We start from the raw sequence: 15,045 nt of genomic DNA, 5'->3' as shown, positions 1-15,045 counted from the left end.
TGTGGGGAGCAGGCGAAACCGCTTGATCCCGAACTATCTCGAACCGGAGCCGATCCATGGCAGGCGAAACCCAGATCACGCTCGTCGGCAACCTCGTCGACGACCCTGAACTGCGCTTCACGCCCAGTGGAGCCGCGGTCGCCAACTTCCGTGTGGCCTCGACGCCCCGCACCTTCGACCGCGCGTCGGGGGAGTGGAAGGACGGAGAGTCCATGTTCCTCTCCTGCACCGTCTGGCGTCAGTACGCGGAGAACGTGGCCGAGAGCCTTCAGCGTGGCATGCGCGTCATCGTGCAGGGCCGCCTGAAGCAGCGGTCCTTCGAGACCCGCGAGGGTGAGAAGCGGACCGTCTTCGAGATCGACGTCGAAGAGGTCGGCCCGGCCCTGCGCAGCGCCACCGCCAAGGTGACGAAGACGCAGCGCCAGGGTGGCGGCGGCTTCGGCGGCAACCAGGGCGGCGGCGGTTTCGGCGGTGGCCAGCCCCAGGGCGGACAGTCCCAGGGCGGCTACGGCAACCAGGGCGGCGGTTTCGGTGGCCAGCAGGGTGGTCGGGGCGGCGCCCCGGCCGACGACCCGTGGGCCACCAACGGCGGCGGCGGTGGTTTCGGCGGCGGCAACAGCGGAGGATTCTCCGACGAGCCCCCGTTCTGACCAGCGGCTTCCCCACGTAACACCGACCCGGCCCCTCCGGGGGTCGCGTCACCTTTCCATTGTCCCAGCCCATCCCCGGGAGGACCCCGGGGCTCTTGCGAAGGAGCACCACGATGGCTAAGCCGGCAGCGCGCAAGCCCAAGAAGAAGGTTTGCCTCTTCTGCCAGGAGAAGCAGTCCTACATCGACTACAAGGACACCACGCTTCTCCGTAAGTTCATCTCCGAGCGCGGCAAGATCCGTGCCCGTCGGGTGACCGGCAACTGCACGCAGCACCAGCGCGACGTCGCGACCGCGATCAAGAACGCGCGCGAGGTGGCCCTGCTGCCCTACACCAGCACCGCTCGCTAGCGGCGATATCCGAGGGAGGTCTTTGTCGTGAAGCTGATTTTGACCCACGAGGTCAACGGTCTCGGAGCCCCCGGCGACGTCGTCGAGGTGAAGAACGGTTACGGTCGCAACTACCTGCTGCCCCGAGGGTTCGCCATTCGGTGGACCCGCGGTGGTCAGAAGCAGATCGACCTCATCCAGCGTGCCCGCAAGGCGCGTGACATCCGCACCCTGGACGAGGCCCAGCAGGTCGCCGGCCAGGTCGGTGCGCTGAACGTGCGCCTCAAGCAGCGCGCCGGTCAGGGTGGTCGTCTGTTCGGTTCGGTCACGCCCGCGGACATCGTCGAGGCCGTCAAGGCCACCGGCGGTCCCGAGCTGGACAAGCGCCGGATCGAGATCAAGAACCCGATCAAGTCCGTCGGTGCCCACAAGGTCCAGGTCCGCCTGCACCCCGAGGTCGCCGCGACGATCAAGCTGGACATCGTCGGCGCCTAGTACGCGCTGACCGTTCCGGTCGGAACCCCGTCCCTCCTCGGAGGGGCGGGGTTCTTCTGTTCCCCCTGAACACGCCGATGGGGCGAAAAGCCCCCTTTGATTACTCTTTGTAATCTATCGTGTTCTCTGTGTCGCGTCACTTTCAGTGACGCTCCGCACGGAGAGGACAGCATACCGATGGCCGTTGAAAGACTGCCCGAGACAGACCACCCTCTCGCGGTGGACCGTAGGACGATGCTGCGAGGGGCCGCCCTGACCGCCGGGGGAGTACTGATCGGCGGAGCACTGGGTGTGTCGGTGACCGGCCACGCCACCGCGGCGACGACGCCCAAGGTGTACACGCGGTCCGACTGGGGGGCCCGCGCTCCCAAGAGCGCCATCCAGGTGCTCGCCAACGGGCCGACCCACATCGTCGTGCACCACACCGCGACCTCGAACGTGTCCGACACCTCCACCAGCCACGCCGCCGCGCTCTCCCGGTCCATCCAGCGGTACCACATGGACAACAACGGCTGGAGTGACACCGGCCAGCAGCTGACCATCAGCCGGGGCGGCCACATCATGGAGGGCAGGGACAAGTCCCTCCAGGCCATCCGCGACGGCAAGCACGTGTTGGGCGCGCACACCGCCAACCACAACTCGCACACCATCGGCATCGAGAACGAGGGCACCTACACCTCGTCCACACCGCCCGGTGCGCTCATGAGCTCGCTGGTCGACACCTGCGCGTGGCTGTGCCTCGTCTACCGCCTGAACCCGCAGGAGGCGATCGTGGGCCACCGCGACTACAACGCCACCAGCTGCCCCGGCGACCAGCTCTACTCGATGCTCCCCAAGCTCCGTAGCGACGTGGGGAGCAAGCTGAGGCAACAGCTCAGCCAGCTGAGCGGGCCCGCCGGACAGGAGCTCAGCCTGGAGCAGCTGCCGAGCTACCCGACCGTCCCGCAGTCGGAACGGGTCGCGACCTTCTACCACGGGCCCACGGTGGGAGACCTCGACACGGGCTTCTAGAGAGTCCGTTCCGCGACGAGCCGTCCCTGTTCCCTCGCAGGGGCGGCTGTACCCTTTTGCACCTCCGCTTCGCTTCGGTGCGTGTTCGGCGCCTTTGCAGAGGGATTCTTCATCCTCGTCCACGCCTGACGCTCGTTCCTCGCTGGCGGCTTGACTCGTCTTGCAGAACCCTCTCCGGCGCTCGAACGGGGCACCCCGCAGGAGTCACTCCTGTGGCTGAGGCATCGGGTCGCCTGTGCGACTACGCCCTTGTGCATCCGAGCTGAGGTGGGGGTGAACCTCGTGCCCGTGGCCGGAGTCGACTTGGGGACTTGGGGACTTGGGGACTTGGGGACTTGGGGACTTGGGGACTTGGGGCTCAGGGGCGGTGGGCGCCGGTGACGAGCCAGGCCTCGCCTCGGGCACGCAGGCCCAGGGTGACGGCTCGGGCGAGGATCCACACCGCGAAGGCGATCCACAGGCCCACCAGACCGCCGGTCTCCGAGGTGGCCAGGCTGGGGATGACCAGGGCGAACGGCAGGAAGGCGAGCATCGTCCACAGGGAGGCCCACGCCAGGTAGCGCTGGTCCCCGGCGCCCATGAGGACGCCGTCCAGCACCATGGTGACCCCGCTCAGCGGCTGCATGAGGGCGACCACCACGAGGGAGGCCATGATGAGCGCGGCCACGCTCGGGTCGGAGGTGAAGGGGACGTGCGCCCAGGGCAGGACCAGGAACACCACAACGGTGAACAGGAGCCCCGACATCACCCCCCACTCGACCATTCGCCGGGTGGCGTGCCTGGTGCCGCGCACGTCACCGGCACCGAGGTAGCGCCCCACAATGGACTGCCCGGCGATGGCGATGGCGTCCATCGCGAACACGAGCAGGGCCCAGATGTTGTAGCTGACCTGGTGAGCGGCGATGGACTCGTCACCGAGCCGGGCGGCCACGGCGGTGGTCACCAGCGCCACGACGCGCATGGAGACGCTGCGCAGGAACAGGGCGAAACCGGCCGACGCCGAGGCGCGCAGACCCGCCAGTGAGGGCGCGAGCGAGACCCCCTCGCGCCGGGCGGACCGGGCGATGGCGGCCACGTACCAGAACGCCCCGCCGCCCTGGGCGATCACCGTCGACCAGGCGGATCCGGCGATGCCCCAGTCGAACACGAACACGAAGGTCGCGCACAGGGCCGCGTTGCCCACGTAGGAGGCGACCGCGACCACCAGTGGGGTCCGGGCGTCCTGGAGCCCGCGCAGCACCCCGGTCCCGGCCATGATGACCAGCAGGAACGGCGTGCTCAGCAGACTGATGCGCAGGTAGGTGAGGGCGTAGGGGGCGACCTCGGGCGAGGCGCCCAGGAGGTCGATCATCCACGGACCCAGGGGCCAGCCGATCCCGATCGCGGCGATCCCCAGCAGGATCGCGAGCCAGAGCCCGTCCACCCCGTCGCGGACACCGCCGGGGACGTCCCCGGCACCGAACTTGCGGGCCACCGCGGCGGTGGTCCCGTAGGCGAGGAAGACGCACACCGCGGCCAGGGTCAGCAGGACCTGGCCCGCGATCCCGAGGCCGCCCAGCGCCTGGGTGCCCAGGCTGCCGACGATCGCGGCGTCGGTGAGCAGGAACAGCGGCTCGGCGATCAGCGCGAAGAACGTGGGGACGGCGAGGGCGAAGATCTCGCGGTCGTGGCGGTGCCGGAAGGGGGCCGCCGAGAGCAGTGTGGCCATGACGAAGCCACAGTACCGGACAGACGTTCGACGGCCTCTGTGGCGTCGGGCACCGAAGCGGCCAAGCCTGTGGATAACCTGTGGAAAGCCGTCCTGTGAGACATCTTGCACCTCCCGGCTGTGAATCGTGTTTTCCCAGTTCAAGTGGGTCATTGGCGACTCGCGGCAAAGTTATCCACAGGTGATGTGCATAACCTCTGTGCGCAATGCCCCACGGGGCTTCGGTTGTGGTGGTAGGGGGTTGTCCACAGGCGCGCCGAGCGGCGTCTTCGGCACCCCGGATGGGGCATCCTGGAAGAGTCGGTCCGATCCGGGCCGACGCACGCGGCCGGTGTGGGGAGAAGTTCGTGAGTGTCGCTGAGCAACCACCTGAAGAGGGCGGATACGAGCGCACCCCACCCCACGACATCCAGGCCGAACAGAGCGTTCTGGGCGGCATGCTGCTGTCCAAGGACGCCATCACCCAGGTCGTCGAGATCATCCGCTCCGCCGACTTCTACCGCCCCGCGCACCAGATCATCTACGACAGCGTCGTGGACCTCTTCTCCCGGGGCGAGCCGGTGGACGCCATCTCGGTCAACGCCGAGCTGACCAAGCGCGGCGAGGCCACCCGGGTCGGCGGCGCCCCCTACCTGCACACGCTCACCGAGGCGATCCCCACCGCGGCGAACGCGGGCTACTACGCCAAGATCGTCTCGGACCGCGCGGTCCTGCGCCGCCTGGTCGAGGTCGGCACCCGCATCGCGCAGATCGGCTACGCGGGCGACGGCGAGGTGGACGACCTCGTCGACCACGCCCAGGCCGAGATCTACAAGGTCGCGGAGAAGCGGACCGGCGAGGACTACGTGGTCCTCGGCGACATCATGCCCGGCGCCCTCGACGAGATCGAGGCGATCGGCGCCAACGACGGCAGCATGACCGGTGTGCCCACGGGCTTCGCCGACTTCGACGCCCTGACCAACGGCCTCCACCCCGGCCAGATGGTGATCATCGCCGCCCGCCCGGCCGTGGGTAAGGCCCTGGCCCTGGACACCCCCCTGCCCACGCCGGAGGGGTGGACGACCATGGGGGAGGTCAGTGTCGGTGACGAACTGCTCGCCGCCGACGGGACCCCGACCCGGGTGGTGGCGGCCACCGACGTCATGCGGGACCGCCCCTGCTACGAGGTCACCTTCGACGACGGCACGGTGGTGGTGGCGGACGCCCAGCACCAGTGGCTGACCGACACGCGAGCCTCGCGCCGAGCGGCGCAGGAGGCCCGGGCGAGTGGTGGCGCCCCCCGGGTGCTGCCCGGCGTGCGGACCACGGAGGAGATCGCCCGTACCGTGCGTCTGGAGACCGCGGACCGGAGACTGAACCACTCGGTGAGCAACACCGAACCCTTGGAACTGCCGGAACGGCGGCTGCCACTGCCGCCCTACTTCCTGGGCATGTGGTTGGGGGACGGGGCCTCCCACTCGGCGCGGATCACCACCGTCGATCCGGAGGTCCTCACCAACATCGAGGCCGACGGACTGGTGACCAAGCCGGTGGGGAACGCTTCGTGCACCTACGGTGTCTTCCTCCCGGCGGAAGAGGTCGAGGTCGCGGAGAAGACCTGCGTGGTCTGCGGGGCCAGCTTCGTCCCGAAGTTGCCGCACGTGCGCACGTGCGGCCAGTCCTGTGGCGGGCGGGCCCGCTTCGTGTCGGAACCGGTTCCGCACACCAGTTGCCCCGACTGTGGCCGGACCTGCTTCTCCAGCGTTCGGTGCCGTCAGTGCCAGGACGGCCACGGGAGCGTCCAGGCCCTGCTGCGGACCCTGGGCGTTCTGGGCGACAAGCACATTCCCGCGGCTTACCTGCGTTCGTCGCTCGCTCAACGCCGGGCACTCCTGGCGGGGCTCCTGGACAGCGACGGAACCGTCAACGCGGCTGGGTCGGTCCAGTTCGCCGTCACCAACGAGCGCCTGGCGGCGGATTTCCGGGAGCTGGCCCACAGTCTGGGGTACCGCACAGGTCTGTCGACCAAGCGGGTCAGGGGGCGCTCGGAGGAGAGTTCGACCTGTCACACCGTGACCTTCGGTTCCGAGCGGGAGGTCTTCGGTATCGAACGCAAGCGGGCCGCGCACCGGGAGCGGTCCGCCGGGCGGGCCTACTCCCGCGTCGGAACGAGGTTCGTCACCGACGTTCGCCCAATCGACGGTGTCCCCGTGCGGTGCGTCCAGGTCGACCACCCGGACCACCTCTTCCTCGCCACGCGTTCCATGGTGCCCACGCACAACTCGACCCTGGCCCTGGATTTCGCGCGGGCCGCGTCCATCAAGAACGAGATGGCGTCCGTCTTCTTCAGCCTGGAGATGGGGCGCAACGAGATCGTCATGCGTCTGCTCTCCGCCGAGGCGCGGGTGCCGCTGCACACCATGCGGTCCGGTCTGATGACCGACGAGGACTGGGCCCGGCTGGCCAGACGGATGGGCGAGGTGGCCAGCGCGCCGCTGTTCATCGACGACTCCCCGAACATGTCGATGATGGAGATCCGGGCCAAGTGCCGCCGCCTCAAGCAGCAGCACGACCTCAAGCTGGTGATCGTCGACTACCTCCAGCTGATGAGCTCACCCGGCCGGGTGGAGAGCCGCCAGCAGGAGGTCTCCGAGATGTCGCGTTCGCTCAAGCTCCTCGCCAAGGAGCTCGAGGTGCCCGTGGTGGCGCTGTCCCAGCTGAACCGTGGCCCCGAGCAGCGCACCGACAAGCGCCCACAGGTTTCTGACCTGCGCGAATCCGGGTCCATCGAACAGGACGCGGACATGGTGATCCTGCTTTACCGCGAGGACGTGCACGACAAGGAGTCCCCGCGCGCGGGCGAGGCCGACATCATCGTGGCCAAGCACCGTAACGGCCCCACCGCCGACGTGACCGTGGCCTTCCAGGGCCACTACAGCCGCTTCGTCGACATGGCCCCGGGCTAGGCCGATCCGGCCAGCCCCGAGCGGCATCCTTCCGGTGGGCGCCGTTCGTGCGGCACCGCCTCCTTGACGGACGGCCCTTCGTGGGGGAGCGGGCCGGGTGGACCATGCCGCGCTGATCTCGGTGAGTACGGGGCGTGACCTTGGGTGGCTGGATGCGCCCCCTTCGGTCACGCCCCGTTGTATCGGTCAATCCATTAGTCGACTTATGGGCTAGCCGTAATGTCGACAAAGAGACACGTCGACATTACTCTGCGGAGTCGCTGGTCACGGCCCCCTCGCGGAGCTCCAGACGGCGCCCGGTGAACCGCTGGCGCGCTCTCCGGTCGTGCGTCACCAGGAGCAGGGCGCCCGTGTACCGGGACAGCGCCTCCTCCAGTTCCTCCACGAGACCGGGGGAGAGGTGGTTGGTCGGCTCGTCCAACAGCAGCAGGTCGTGGGTGCCCGAGGTCAGCCGCGCCACCTCGATCCGGCGGCGCTGCCCCACGGACAGCGAGGCCACCGGCTGGTCGAGGTCGCCGCTCCGGAACAGTCCGAGCGCGGCGAGTTCGTCCCGGTACTCCTCCGGAGGACCGGGACGCCCGGCCGCGTAGGCCTGGAGCACGGAACGACCCTCGGGTACCGGGGCGTCCTCCTGGCGCAGGAGTCCCACACTGCCGGGCAGCGCCACCCGGCCGGAGTCGGGGACCAGCTCCCCGGAGAGCACCCGGACCAGGGTGGTCTTGCCCGCCCCGTTCGGGCCGGTGACCAGGACTCGTTCGCCCTGGGCCAACGACAGCGCGCCGACCTCCAGCCGATGGTCCACCCGGACCCGCTCCAGCTCCGCGACCGGGGCGTCCTCCGGTGCCGGGCCGACGAACTCGGCTGTCATCCGGAGCGGGACCGGTGGCGGCGCCACCGGATGCGCGGTCAGCCTGGCCATCCTCTCCTTGGCGTTGCGGATCCGGCCCATCGACCCGTGCGCCGCCCCACGCAACCGGAAGGCCCCGTGCCCGAAGGCGGCCTTGTCCATCATGCGCGGGATGGCCCGCAGCGCGGCGATGTTGTTGTCGGCCAGGCGTCGCTGCCGGGCCAGGTCCCGCTTCCAGTCCTCGTGCTCGCGGGCCCAGCGCGCCCGCGCCGCCGCCTTGGCGGCGAGGAACCCGTCGTACCCGTCGCCGTACCTCCGGACCCGGTGCGTGTCCGCGTCCACCTCCAGCACCGTGTCGGTCACCGCGGCCAGGAAGGCCCGGTCGTGGGTGACCGCGACGACCGTGCCGCGATGGTTCCGGAGTCGCGCCTCCAACCAGGCGACCGCGTGGTCGTCGAGGTCGTTGGTGGGCTCGTCCAGCAGGAGGAGTTCGGGTGAGGCGGCGAGGGTCGCGGCCAGCGCCAGCCGTGAACGCTCTCCGCCGGACAGGGTCCGCAGCGGCCGGTCGCGGTCCAGTGAGGGCAGGCCCAGGCCGTGCAGCCCGATGTCGACACGTGTGTCGGCGTCGTAGCCGCCGCGCGCCTCGAACTCCGCCAGGAGGTCGCCGTAGGCGTCCAGGTCCCCGGGGGTGGCGCCGCCGAGGGACGCCTCGGCGGCGTGGACACGCGCCTCCAGGACCCTGAGGTCCCGGAGCGCCTGGTCCACCGCGTCGGCGACGGTGCCGAGCGGAACCCCGTCGGAGACCCGTTCCAGCGTCTGGGGCAGGTAGCCCACGCCGCCCGGGGCGCGGGCCGTGAGCTCCCCGTTGTCGGGGTCCTCCACGCCCGCGAGGAGACGGAGGAGGGTGCTCTTGCCGGAGCCGTTGTCCCCGATCACGCCCACGCGTTCGCCAGGGGCGATGGTGAGGCTGACTCGGTCGAGGACCGTCTGGTCCCCGTAGCGTTTGGTGATCTCGCTCAGGGCGAGTTGGGAGCGGTGTCGCATGCCTGTTCCGAGCATGGGTCCTCCTGTTCTGCGTGGTTCCTGGGAAGGCCACGGAGCGCAGGGGCGGCCCGGTGTTTCGGTCATGGGCGCACAGGTGTGCTGATGGACCGGAACTCGGAAGAAAGGAGGCTGCCCGTGCGCGACCGCGGTGTGGGGACGTCGACGGAGCGGGCCCGGACCGCGGTGCGGTGGGGCGCGTGCTCGGAACGTGGACGTCCGGCGCGGGTCACAGGTGGATGTACAGCCTCATGTGCAAGACGATACGTCTCGTTGCCGAGGCCGTCAAGCCCTCCGGGTGAGACGGGGATCACCGGGGAGGGGCGCCCGAGAGGCTAAATAGAGACGTCCACATCTGGATTTATGGTCTTGCCGATTTATCGACATAGCGACGAAGGGGCTCCGGAGTGTGAGCGGTCCGGGCATGACGAAGGGCCGCCCGCGTGGTGCGGGCGGCCCTTCGTGAGCTGTCGTCGTCGTGGCCTAGAGCCAGCGGGCCTCGGGCCGGGTGCGGCCACGGTCGTCGGTGACCAGGACCCAGTGCATGATCGGGTGCTCCGAAGTGGTGTCGGTGTCCTCTTGGTCCGTGCGCGGACGCGGGACCAGCGCGGGTTCGGGGGCCAGGCCGGAGAGTCGGCGGCTCGCCGCGGTGGACCGGGTGCGCCGAGGGGTGGTCGCGGAGTGAGAGAGGTGCGGGCCGTGCTCGGTCCTGCGTGCCATGAAGCCCTCCTCGTTTCCTTATCAGATGACCCAAGTTAACCCTATGTTCACCTTCGAGTCAATTGGGTTCCTTCGTGGCGCGTCCGCTGCGCAGGGCCCGAGCCTTGGTTCGGGCTCCAAGGTGAACGGGAGGTGAACGGAGCGGTAACTGGTTCGTACCCGCGGCGCGCCCGGTTCACTCCGCTCCCGGACACGAAGAAGCACCCGCCGCTGGGGCGGGTGCTCCGTGAACGTCCGTGGTCGGCGCGTCCGGCTACTCCTTGAAGATCAGTCCCACGACCTCCAGGTAGAGCTGCTCCGGGTACGGGATGAAGGCGATCTTGCTGAGCGCCTGGTCCTGACCGGCGGACTCCATCACGAAGGTGCCGTAACCCAGGAAGCGGCCGATCAGCGTCCGCTCGAACCGCATGTCGGTGACCTTGCCCAGCGGCATCATGTTCACCTGCCGGGTGATCAGCCCCGTGGTCAGCAGCAACCGCGCCGACGTGATCACGAAGTAGTCCACGGACCACTCGGCGACCCGCCAGACGAACCACACCAGTACGAGCAGCCACAGCCACCACACGAGGGCCAGGGTCGCGGCGCTGTTGGCGCCGATCGTCTGACTCAGGATCGCCGCGAACACCAGAGCCGCCAGGACCGCCCCCACGGGTCCGATGAGGACCGCGGGGTGCCGACGGATGGTCACGACGTCCTGCTCGTGCGGCAGGAGATAGCGGTTCACCGATGCCGGAGCCGCGTTGCTTGAGGCTACGAGCTTCATGAAACCCGACCCGTCCCCGACTACGACAGCAGCGTGTTGACGAACCGGGACATCGACTCGGCGCCGCCCACCAGGAGATCCAGTCCGCTCTGGATCACGCCGGCCGCGCTTTCAGGTTGCGTGAGCAGATAAAACGCCACGAAACCGATGAGCGCGTAACCGCCCCATTTCTTCAACTTCGCCACGACTGACTCCCCTTGGAATCCACCTGACCCACCAACCCAGCAGCGATTGTCGCACCGACCATCTTGCCCGTAAAGCCTGAAGCGCACTCTCGGCGTGGCGGTATGTCGGACGTTCACCCCTTGCGGGCTGTGTCCGGTTTCGGTGGTGTTGGTAACCGAGTGACTGACGGTCCGGAAAGAGTTCCCGTTCTGACGCAGGTCAGGGCGGTGGAATCGGGGCGCGGTGCCGTTCCTCTCCGTGCTGGGAACAGGGCACGGGGCCCTCGGCCCGGCTCCGGAGGAGGGGTCACCGGTCCGTGAGGACGGGTGACGGAGAGCCAGGTTCTTCGCGAGCCGAAGAGGCGAGTAGTGCGCGCCCGAAACCGATACGGGAGTGCCGCGTGGGCTCTAGCGCTGTTCCGCGAAGGCCAGGGCGAGTACCTGGAGGTGCTGCCGGGCGATCCGCTCCACGAGGTCCGGGGTGGCCCGCCCGGTCACGTCCTGGGCGCCGTGTCTGGCCGCGTCCACGCACCGCGAGACGGTGGAGGAGTGGTGCACGTCGGAGAACTCCGACGACAGGCGGTTGACGACGGGGCTGAAGTGCGGGTCGCGGGCGGCCTGGGCGGTCGAGGGGGAGGTGTTCTCGGGCATCTCACTCCTTGGGGCTGCGGGGCTGCGGGGGCGGAACAGCACGGCGCGTGTACGGCTGGGGGCTTTGAGTAGCCACTGGAGGGTTGCCGGAGCGCCGCGCCGGAAACGGGCGGCGACGTTCGGTTATCAGTGGGCTGAGCCCCTTGTGGGGTGGTTTCGGCCTGGCAAGTGCACCCGGTTACGGGTAGTCAGGAACCATGATCACTCTAATCTGTTACGTTCCAATCTCGAAATGAATTCGGCTAATGCAACACCGTGTCGGTAGCCCTCCGGGCAAGCCAGCTCCACCTGGGGAGACACCTCGGGGTGAGGGTGCGTGATGGGACCAATGCCCGATTTTCGGGCGTTCATTCACCCCAGCAGAAAAAGAGCCGAAAAAGCGCCCAACCGGTGATCCGGTTGGGCGCTCGTGCCGCGCGTCGCGGGGTTCTGGTTCAGGAGCAGCCGTACAGACGGTCGCCCGCGTCGCCCAGTCCCGGGAGGATGAAGCCGTCCTCGTTGAGGCGCTCGTCCACTGCCGCCGTCACCACGCGCAGCGTGGCGCCGTGGTCGTCGGGCAGGGTTTCGGCCAGTTTCTGCTCGACGGCGACCAGGCCCTCGGGCGCCACCAGCAGACAGATCGCGGTGATGTGGTCGGCGCCCCGCTCCACCAGCAGCTTGAGGGCCGCGGCGAGGGTTCCGCCGGTGGCGAGCATCGGGTCCAGAACGTAGCACTGGCGGCCCGACAGGTCCTGGGGGAGGCGGTCGGCGTAGGTGGCGGGCTGGAGGGTCTCCTCGTCGCGCGCCATGCCCAGGAAGCCGACCTCGGCCGTGGGCAGCAGACGGGTCATGCCGTCGAGCATGCCGAGTCCGGCGCGCAGGATCGGGACGACCAGCGGCGTGGGGCGCGTCAGCTGGGTGCCGGTGGCCTCCACGAGCGGGGTCTGGATGGTGACCTCTGTCACGCGGACGTCCCGGGTCGCTTCGTAGGCGAGCAGGGTGACCAGCTCGTCCGTCAGCCGCCGGAAGGTCGGTGAGTCGGTCCGCACGTCGCGCAGGGTGGTCAGCTTGTGCGCGACCAAGGGGTGGTCGACGACCAGGGTTTCCAAAGCGTTCTCCGGGTGAGCTGGGATAACGGGACGGTGGATGGGGAGAGGGGCCTGCCCGAGTCTAACCGCGCGTATCACCCGAACCAGGGCTCCCCACGGCCCCCGCCTCCCCTTCCGCTCTCCCCCGGTGGCGTCGGGTGGGAAACAGGTGCGCACGGGTTCGGTCACGGGGGCGCGGTGAACCCGTGTCTCGTGAGAGCGTTAGGGCGTTCCACGGCGGACGAGGGACCACGACGCAGTGAGGGTGATCGTTACCATGGCACTCGCATGGGCGGGCCGGGCTCCTCTCGTCCGCACCGAAACACCGTCCGGGTTGGGGTGACGATGACAGTGCTCGATCATGGTGACGACGACTCGGGTGACTTCGCGGCCGTCGCGTACAGGGAAGAGGAGTACTGGGACGTCGACCTCCTCCCGATCGCGCTGACACACGATCTCAAGGGGCTCATCCACGCCCTGCGCCAACAGCCGAGCATCAGCGGATCCCTCGGGCTGGTGTCGGTCGGCGACGACTTCTTCATCATCGTCCGGGTGTACGGCGAGGAGGTCTCCCTCTTCCTGTCCGACGTGACCGCCTCGGTCGACTGGCAGGTGGCCCGGGACGCCCTGGACTACCTGGACATCGACCTCCCGGAGGACGACGACCTCGACCAGGTCCTGCCCGCGGGTGACCTGTCCGTGGTCGCGGACCTGGGCCTGGACGAGATGGAACTGGGCGCCCTCGCGGGCGACCTGGACCTGTATCCGGACGAGGTCCTCGCGAGCGTGTCCGAGCGTCTGGGATTCGCCCAGGCCTTCCAGCGTGTCCTGGACGGTATGGGGTAGGGCACGCCTGGAAGACCACCAGGGTAGAGATCAGGAGGGCACGCGGTGTCGACCTTCGCAGCCGTCTTCGCTCCGAACGGCAAGACGTGGCGGGGTACTGAGGTCGATCTCGGTGACGTGGATGCCATCGACGACATCACCGACCTCATGCTGGACCTCGCCACGGACTGGGGCAGCGAACTGACCCTTCTGTTCGTGGACGCGGACGACGAGTGGTTCGCCGTCGTCCGGATGGACGAGTCGGATCCGGATCCGAGGGTGTACCTCTCGGACGGACGGGTGGTGCACGACCACCCGCTGGCCGGAGTGCTCTCCGAGGCGGGAGGGCTCGGCGCCTCGCAGCCCGCCGAGAGCGCGGGATCCCGCCCCGACCCCCGGCCCGACGGTGACGGGCGACTCCTCACCGACCTCGGGGTGACCGAGGACGAGCTCGCGGACCTGTCCGTGGGCGGCGGTGTCCTGCCCGGTGACGTGATCGCGATCATCGCGGAACGTTCGGGGTTCGCCGACGTCCTCGACCCGATGAGGCTGTGACCGGGTGACCGGCCTGCCCGAACTCGACCGGCACGTGGTCGACGAGGCGATGCTGGCCGCCCTGGCCGAGGCCGAGCTGGCCCTGGCCACCGACGACGTCCCGGTCGGCGCCGTGGTGCTCGGGCCCGACGGCGCCGTGCTCGGTCGGGGCCACAACGAACGCGAGGCCACCGGAGACCCGACCGGCCACGCCGAGGTGCTCGCGCTGCGCGCGGCAGCCGAGGCGCACGGCGAGTGGCGCCTGTCCGGGTGCACCCTCGTGGTCACCCTGGAGCCCTGCGTGATGTGCGCCGGGGCCACGGTGCTCTCCCGGGTGGACCGGTTGGTCTACGGCGCGCGCGACGCGAAGGCGGGCGCGGTGGGATCGATGTGGGACCTGGTCCGGGACCCGCGCCAGAACCACCGTCCCGAAGTCGTTCCACCCGATCTGATCAGCCGCGACATCGCTGACCGGTGCTCGGATCTGCTGATCGGGTTTTTCGCACGGCGCCGCGTCCGGTAGAGTACCTCTCGGTGGATTCGCCTAGTGGCCGATGGCGCCCGCCTCGAAAGCGGGTAAGGGGCAACCCTTCGAGGGTTCAAATCCCTCATCCACCGCCACCAGCCGCCCCCGGCACAGCCGGGGGCGGCTTTTTGGTGCGCCCGTCCTTCGCGCACACCGGACGGCTCGTGCGCCCTGCGCTTCGTGCGGGCGCTCGCCTAGGGGACCGGATCGCCCTCGGGGCCGGGGCCGGTCAGGTCCGCGATGGCCCCGTCCAGCCAGGTCACCCAGAAGAGCTCCAGGTCGATGCCGCCCCGGAGCACCAGCCCCTGGACCCGGTCCCGTTCGGTCCCGTGCCCGCGCGCGGCGTCGCGCCGCTGGAACTCCCGGTACTCCGCCAGACGGGCGGCGTGCAGCGCACGGTGGCGGCGCAGCTCCTCGACCAGGTCGGCGCCGACCCCCACGACCCCCGCCGCGCGCAGGCGCAGCATCAGCGGGTCGCGGAGGGCGCGCGGCTCCTCCTGCTCGCCGACCCAGCGCCCCAGCTCCTCCCGGCCCGGGACCAGCACCTCGTACTCCTTGCGCTGGCCCCGGGTGGGCGAGTCCGTCGGCAGCGCCCGGATGAACCCCGCCTTCTCCAGCTTGCCCAGCTCCCGGTAGATCTGCTGGTGGGTGGCGGACCAGAAGTACCCGATGGAGCGGTCGAAGCGCCGGGTGAGTTCCAGTCCGGAGGAGGGTTTCTCCAGCAGGGCGGTCAGGATCGCGTGGGGCAGGGACATGAGCGCATTCTAGG

16 protein-coding genes and 1 tRNA gene are annotated in these 15,045 nt (G+C 69.3%); 9 read left to right on the top strand and 8 right to left on the bottom strand.

From position 1 onward, the window contains the following. Window positions 1–56 precede the first annotated feature (56 nt). From ACRWK8_RS02360 to ACRWK8_RS02345, 4 genes are all read left to right on the top strand, one after another. Window positions 57–650, top strand: a complete 594-nt coding sequence (locus ACRWK8_RS02360) for a single-stranded DNA-binding protein (RefSeq protein WP_378735451.1) — start codon at window positions 57–59, stop codon at window positions 648–650. Between the two features lie 113 nt (window positions 651–763). Further along, window positions 764–1,000, top strand: a complete 237-nt coding sequence (rpsR, locus tag ACRWK8_RS02355; RefSeq protein ID WP_013155832.1) for a 30S ribosomal protein S18 — start codon at window positions 764–766, stop codon at window positions 998–1,000. A gap of 27 nt (window positions 1,001–1,027) precedes the next feature. After that, window positions 1,028–1,474, top strand: coding sequence for a 50S ribosomal protein L9 (gene rplI / locus ACRWK8_RS02350; RefSeq protein WP_017579428.1), 447 nt, complete (start codon window positions 1,028–1,030; stop codon window positions 1,472–1,474). Window positions 1,475–1,651: 177 nt separating this feature from the next. Continuing rightward, window positions 1,652–2,485 (top strand): peptidoglycan recognition protein family protein, encoded by an 834-nt coding sequence (locus tag ACRWK8_RS02345; RefSeq protein WP_378735454.1) that lies wholly within the window; start codon window positions 1,652–1,654, stop codon window positions 2,483–2,485. Window positions 2,486–2,843: 358 nt separating this feature from the next. On the opposite strand, the gene ACRWK8_RS02340 is transcribed toward ACRWK8_RS02345, so the two are convergent. Beyond that, window positions 2,844–4,193 carry an MATE family efflux transporter gene (locus ACRWK8_RS02340; protein ID WP_431868015.1) on the bottom strand — a complete coding sequence of 450 codons (1,350 nt, stop codon included), beginning with the start codon at window positions 4,191–4,193 and terminating at the stop codon, window positions 2,844–2,846. 347 nt (window positions 4,194–4,540) lie between these two features. On the opposite strand from ACRWK8_RS02340, the gene dnaB reads away from it, so the two are divergent. Then, on the top strand, window positions 4,541–7,138 hold the full coding sequence (gene dnaB / locus ACRWK8_RS02335) for a replicative DNA helicase (RefSeq protein WP_378735458.1): 2,598 nt from the start codon (window positions 4,541–4,543) through the stop codon (window positions 7,136–7,138). Window positions 7,139–7,382: 244 nt separating this feature from the next. Here dnaB and abc-f read toward each other — a convergent pair whose 3' ends face one another. The 6 genes from abc-f to upp all read right to left on the bottom strand — a co-directional run bounded on the left by abc-f (window position 7,383) and on the right by upp (window position 12,412). Beyond that, window positions 7,383–9,029 carry a ribosomal protection-like ABC-F family protein gene (gene abc-f / locus ACRWK8_RS02330; RefSeq protein ID WP_431868079.1) on the bottom strand — a complete coding sequence of 549 codons (1,647 nt, stop codon included), beginning with the start codon at window positions 9,027–9,029 and terminating at the stop codon, window positions 7,383–7,385. Between the two features lie 480 nt (window positions 9,030–9,509). Then, entirely contained in the window at window positions 9,510–9,746 is a 237-nt protein-coding gene (locus ACRWK8_RS02325) for a hypothetical protein (RefSeq protein WP_378735460.1), read from the bottom strand. A 253-nt stretch (window positions 9,747–9,999) separates the two neighbouring features. Beyond that, window positions 10,000–10,509, bottom strand: coding sequence for a PH domain-containing protein (locus tag ACRWK8_RS02320; RefSeq protein WP_378735462.1), 510 nt, complete (start codon window positions 10,507–10,509; stop codon window positions 10,000–10,002). A gap of 20 nt (window positions 10,510–10,529) precedes the next feature. Next, window positions 10,530–10,694 (bottom strand): hypothetical protein, encoded by a 165-nt coding sequence (locus ACRWK8_RS02315; RefSeq protein ID WP_017545737.1) that lies wholly within the window; start codon window positions 10,692–10,694, stop codon window positions 10,530–10,532. Between the two features lie 387 nt (window positions 10,695–11,081). After that, entirely contained in the window at window positions 11,082–11,324 is a 243-nt protein-coding gene (locus ACRWK8_RS02310) for a hypothetical protein (protein WP_431868011.1), read from the bottom strand. 434 nt (window positions 11,325–11,758) lie between these two features. After that, window positions 11,759–12,412 carry a uracil phosphoribosyltransferase gene (upp, locus tag ACRWK8_RS02305; protein ID WP_378735467.1) on the bottom strand — a complete coding sequence of 218 codons (654 nt, stop codon included), beginning with the start codon at window positions 12,410–12,412 and terminating at the stop codon, window positions 11,759–11,761. Window positions 12,413–12,736: 324 nt separating this feature from the next. Here upp and ACRWK8_RS02300 point away from each other — a divergent pair, with 324 nt between their 5' ends. The 4 genes from ACRWK8_RS02300 (at window position 12,737) to ACRWK8_RS02285 (ending at window position 14,371) form a co-directional block, all read left to right on the top strand. Further along, on the top strand, window positions 12,737–13,237 hold the full coding sequence (locus tag ACRWK8_RS02300) for a tRNA adenosine deaminase-associated protein (RefSeq protein WP_378735469.1): 501 nt from the start codon (window positions 12,737–12,739) through the stop codon (window positions 13,235–13,237). Window positions 13,238–13,282: 45 nt separating this feature from the next. Next, a complete protein-coding gene (locus ACRWK8_RS02295; RefSeq protein WP_378735471.1) occupies window positions 13,283–13,771 on the top strand; it encodes a tRNA adenosine deaminase-associated protein in 489 nt (162 codons plus the stop codon). Between the two features lie 49 nt (window positions 13,772–13,820). Continuing rightward, window positions 13,821–14,273 (top strand): nucleoside deaminase, encoded by a 453-nt coding sequence (locus ACRWK8_RS02290; protein ID WP_378736162.1) that lies wholly within the window; start codon window positions 13,821–13,823, stop codon window positions 14,271–14,273. Window positions 14,274–14,283: 10 nt separating this feature from the next. Next, window positions 14,284–14,371, top strand: a tRNA-Ser gene (locus tag ACRWK8_RS02285). A gap of 99 nt (window positions 14,372–14,470) precedes the next feature. Here ACRWK8_RS02285 and ACRWK8_RS02280 read toward each other — a convergent pair. Then, window positions 14,471–15,031 carry a PadR family transcriptional regulator gene (locus ACRWK8_RS02280; RefSeq protein WP_378735473.1) on the bottom strand — a complete coding sequence of 187 codons (561 nt, stop codon included), beginning with the start codon at window positions 15,029–15,031 and terminating at the stop codon, window positions 14,471–14,473. Between the last annotated feature and the right edge of the window lie 14 nt (window positions 15,032–15,045).

Origin of the sequence: Nocardiopsis eucommiae, assembly GCF_965344335.1 — a bacterium.
GTDB lineage: Bacteria > Actinomycetota > Actinomycetes > Streptosporangiales > Streptosporangiaceae > Nocardiopsis > Nocardiopsis eucommiae.
The sequence above is the reverse complement of the archived record's forward strand: the minus strand, read 5'-3'. Positions and strand labels throughout refer to the sequence as shown.